Source organism: Arthrobacter sp. TB 26, from assembly GCF_000427315.1.
Lineage (GTDB): Bacteria > Actinomycetota > Actinomycetes > Actinomycetales > Micrococcaceae > Arthrobacter.
This window is the reverse complement of record NZ_AUPJ01000088.1, coordinates 1-3622: the sequence shown is the minus strand read 5'-3', so window position 1 is coordinate 3622 and position 3622 is coordinate 1. Positions and strand designations below refer to the sequence as shown.

Annotated in this window: 5 protein-coding genes and 1 pseudogene; 4 read left to right on the top strand and 2 right to left on the bottom strand. The window is 65.0% G+C overall.

The features are described from left to right. Window positions 1–229, bottom strand: a 229-nt coding sequence (locus tag K789_RS0102365) for an antibiotic biosynthesis monooxygenase family protein (RefSeq protein WP_024365345.1), incomplete at its 3' end; no start/stop codon positions are given. Window positions 230–589: 360 nt separating this feature from the next. On the opposite strand from K789_RS0102365, the gene K789_RS0102360 reads away from it, so the two are divergent. From K789_RS0102360 to K789_RS25950, 3 genes and pseudogenes are all read left to right on the top strand, one after another. After that, complete coding sequence (locus K789_RS0102360) at window positions 590–940, top strand: ArsR/SmtB family transcription factor (RefSeq protein WP_024365344.1); 351 nt, start codon at window positions 590–592, stop codon at window positions 938–940. Beyond that, window positions 912–1400, top strand: a pseudogene (locus K789_RS25955) (SRPBCC family protein); the annotation flags it as partial. The gene K789_RS0102360 and the pseudogene K789_RS25955, both read left to right, overlap by 29 nt. A 48-nt stretch (window positions 1401–1448) precedes the next feature. Next, the gene (locus K789_RS25950) at window positions 1449–1850 is read left to right on the top strand and encodes a VOC family protein (protein WP_024365343.1); all 402 of its coding nucleotides are present in this window, start codon (window positions 1449–1451) and stop codon (window positions 1848–1850) included. Between the two features lie 115 nt (window positions 1851–1965). Here K789_RS25950 and K789_RS22105 read toward each other — a convergent pair whose 3' ends face one another. Continuing rightward, window positions 1966–2160, bottom strand: a complete 195-nt coding sequence (locus K789_RS22105) for a hypothetical protein (protein WP_024365342.1) — start codon at window positions 2158–2160, stop codon at window positions 1966–1968. 159 nt (window positions 2161–2319) lie between these two features. Here K789_RS22105 and K789_RS0102345 point away from each other — a divergent pair. Then, window positions 2320–3622 (top strand): SARP family transcriptional regulator (locus K789_RS0102345; protein ID WP_024365341.1); only part of this gene is annotated, 1303 nt, incomplete at its 3' end.

Genomic DNA, 3622 nt, shown 5'->3' with positions numbered 1-3622 from the left:
CCCGCCACTGCTGATACTGCGGGGATCCCCTGAAGCCAACGGTGTGGTCCTCCAAACTGTCCCACTGCACGAGAAGTAAGTACGTGTTGGGAGTTTCGATCGAGCGCGAGAGCGACAAAGAGGCAAAGCCGGGCACTGACGCGATAATCAAACGAGCGCGATCGAATGCTGCCTCAAAGTCTTCTTCCTGGCCGGAAATGACGGGCAGCAGCGCGTGTTCGGTAATCATCGGGCAAGTCTTGCAGATTCCCGCAGAGGGTTCCCCATACGGACATGTGGTGCTTTTACGGCCCTGCAGTCCGCAGAATGAACCACTCGAAAAGCCAATTTGGCACTCAATAGGAGCAACAGACCAGCCCGTGAAGCCCTCCCTATGAGTGGCCCTCGCGACTCACGCCGTCGCGCAAGTCGGTATCGTGGCGGCATGACCATCGAACTGCGCACCATGTCAGCCGACGACTGGCGAGGTACCGGGATTCAGATCAGATTCGAGCTTTTGCCATGAGGCAACGTATCCGGCTACGCGGAGGTTTTTACGACGACGCGCGACCTTGTATTTACCTTGACGCGTAATTAGGCTGGGGCGCAAATGGACGAACTGAGCACAATCTTCCTTGCGCTGGCGGATCCGACGCGTCGCGCTCTGCTGGCGCAACTACGGCAGGGTGAGGCGACGGTTACCGAACTAGCCGCCCCGCACTCAATGAGCGTGCCATCCGTCTCACGCCACCTGAAAGTGCTCGAGCGGGCCGGGCTTATCACTAAAACCAGATCTGCCCAGTGGAGGAACTGCCGACTTCAAACCGCGCCGCTGCAGCAGGTTGAGGAGTGGATGCGCCCGTACCGCGACTTCTTGGGCACGCGGCTGGATCGCCTTGGCGTTCAGCTCGCCCTAACGCCCAATCGACCCGATGAGCTCACAGAACCGGAGGATAAATGATGACCGATTACCGGCACAGGACCGAAGCTTCACCCTTACCCGAATAGTGGCTGCGTCGCGTCATTCGGTGTTCACAGCCTGGACTGACCCTGAGCACCTTGCCTGGTTCTACAACCCCGACATGCCCACGCCTACCACGCCCATTGAGGTCGACCTCCGCGTTGGGGGAACGTGGAAACAGCAGATGATCGTCAATGAAGACCTCAGCTACCCCACCGGGGGAATCTACCTGGAGATCGTTCCCGACGAAAGACTCATCTTCCGCTGGGGTGCAGTTGGAGGCTGGCCCGAACTCGGTGGCGAGAACGAACTGACTGCCCCTGTTGTCACCGTGCAACTCAACGATTTGGGCACGAAGACGGAGCTTGTCCTCACAGTCCAGTTCTCTGAGGATCTCGACATCGAAGAGGTGCGAAAACTCATGCACGGCGGAACCCAAGAGGGCTGGGGTGCCACTATCGACCGGGTCAAGGACGGCACCGCCATGACCACGGTGACCACGGGACGCATGGCGGGGCCCCAGATCTATGTCTTTTTCCCGGGAACGGCGCGGGAAGCACTGGACTTTTACGCGGATGTTTTCGGCGGTGAGCTTTCCCTGCACACTTACGCGGACTTCGGCAGGAGCGACGGCCCACCAGAAGCCGTAGCTCATGGAGTGCTCAACGGCGTCGTTGCCCTGGCAGGCTCGGACGCAGCGGAAGGTCAAGCATCGGTCCGGCTCGACGGCATCATGCTCTCGCTGCTGGGAACCGCCGAACCGGCAGTCCTCCATGAGTGGTTCGAAAAACTCTCCGTTGACGGGTCGGTGCTCGATCCACTCTCGCCAAAGCCTTGGGGCGCGTCCGATGGCCAAGTCGTTGATCGTCACGGACTTCACTGGCTTATCGGATACGAGCCCGCGACATGAACGACGTCCGAAACAACGGCATCACGTGCACCAACCGGGAACAGCGCGGGGCGGCGGGCCACCGTCCCACCGTCCCGCAAGAATCTCCGGCGATTGTCCTGGTCAAAATCAGGCCCTACTGGACCCGCGCCCCCGGCCGGTACCAGGTCAGGGCCGAGATGTAGGGTTCGCTGGGCAGGTTGCCGGCGTACCAGGACTCCGTGGACCGCACCACGGGAATGTGGCCGTGGCCGTCCTTCAGCATCGCGCGGACCGTGGCGGTGCCGGCGGCAATCACGAGTCCGAACAGCAGGACTACAAGCAGTTCCATTTTTTGTTCCTCGGGTGGAGTGCGGATTTGATGAGTCCAGTTTCTGCAGCCGCCGTGTGAGCAACCGTGTGAATCCGCCGGGGCTGAATACCCGCGGCGGAATTACCCGGGACTGATTTCCCCAGCACGCTGGAGGCGCCGCGGCGTAAAATGACTTCTATGGCCGAGACGTGGATTCGGCTCCTCGGTCCGCCAACGATCGAGTCCTCCGGCACCACTCCCCCACAGCCCAAGGGCCGCAAAGCCTGGGCCGTGCTGGCTTACCTCGCCCTGCAGCCGGAGGGCATCAGCCGGTCCCGGACCGCCACGCTCCTGTTCCCGGATGCCGCGGATCCGCTGGGTGCCCTGCGCTGGAACCTCTCCGAGCTGCGCCGGACCCTGTCCGGCGTCGCCATCAGCGGCGACCCGCTGCGGCTGGCCTTCGTGCAGCCCTGGCGCTGCGATGCCCTGGAGCTGGTCGGCACGGCCAACGGCCACGGCCTGGACCCGCGGCGGTTCAACGGCCAGTTGCTCGAGGGCCTCACCTTTGCGGACAGCCCCGTCTTTGACTCCTGGCTGGCGGACCAGCGGTACCGGCTCGAGAACTGCGTCCAGTCGTTGCTGTATGAAGGGGCGCTGGCCGCCCTGGCCTCGGGCACCCCGGCGGACGCGGTCGAGCTCGCCACGCTGGCACTGCGCCGGGATCCCTTCCACGCGGACTGCACCGCAGTCCTGGTGAAAGCACTGGTTGCCCTGGGCGAGCATCGGCGGGCCCGGGAGGAGGTCGCCAAATGCGCGGACCTCTACCACCGGGAGCTGGGCCTGCCGCTGCCGGCGGAAGTCCGGCGTGCCCTGTCCGATTCAGCTCCGGACACCGACCCCGGGATCCCCGCCACTGTGGCCACCGTCCGGTCGTATCTCGACGTCGGCAGCGCCTCCTTGTCGGCGGGCGCCGTGGACCGGGGCCTCGACCAGCTGCGGCTCGCCGTCGTCCTGGCCCAGCGCACCGATGACCGCCATCTGGTCGCCGAGTCGCTGGTGACGCTCGCCGGGGCGCTGATCCACCAGGCCGGCGGGCGCGGCGCCGAGGTGGCCGATTTCCTGCACCGTGCGCTGTCGGCGGAAGCGCCCGACGGCGTCTCCCGGACTGCCGCCGCCGCGTTCCGCGAGCTGGGCTACTTGTCCGTGCAGCGCGGTGTCCCTGACCGCGCGGCCGGCTGGCTGGAGAGGGCGATGCAGGCGGCGCGGGGAATCCCCGACGAGCAGGCCCGGATCCTCGCGATCCAGGGCATGCTGGCGTCGGACACCGCACACTACGGCGACGCGGTGACGGCGTTCACTGAATCCGGACGGCTCGCCAAGGCAGTCCGGAACCGCCGGCAGCAGGCGTTCAGCGAGGCACTGCTGGGACGCGTGCATCTGCTCCGCGGGGAGCTGGAGTTGGCCGCCGCCTGCCTGGACCGGGCGCTGGACTGGATTGCGG

Excerpts from the sequence above, each read along its gene's own strand:
- K789_RS25950 (WP_024365343.1), top strand. The coding sequence starts at position 1,449 with ATGGCGGGGCCCCAGATCTATGTCTTTTTCCCGGGAACGGCGCGGGAA.
- K789_RS0102360 (WP_024365344.1), top strand. The coding sequence starts at position 590 with ATGGACGAACTGAGCACAATCTTCCTTGCGCTGGCGGATCCGACGCGT.
- K789_RS22105 (WP_024365342.1), bottom strand. The coding sequence starts at position 2,160 with ATGGAACTGCTTGTAGTCCTGCTGTTCGGACTCGTGATTGCCGCCGGC.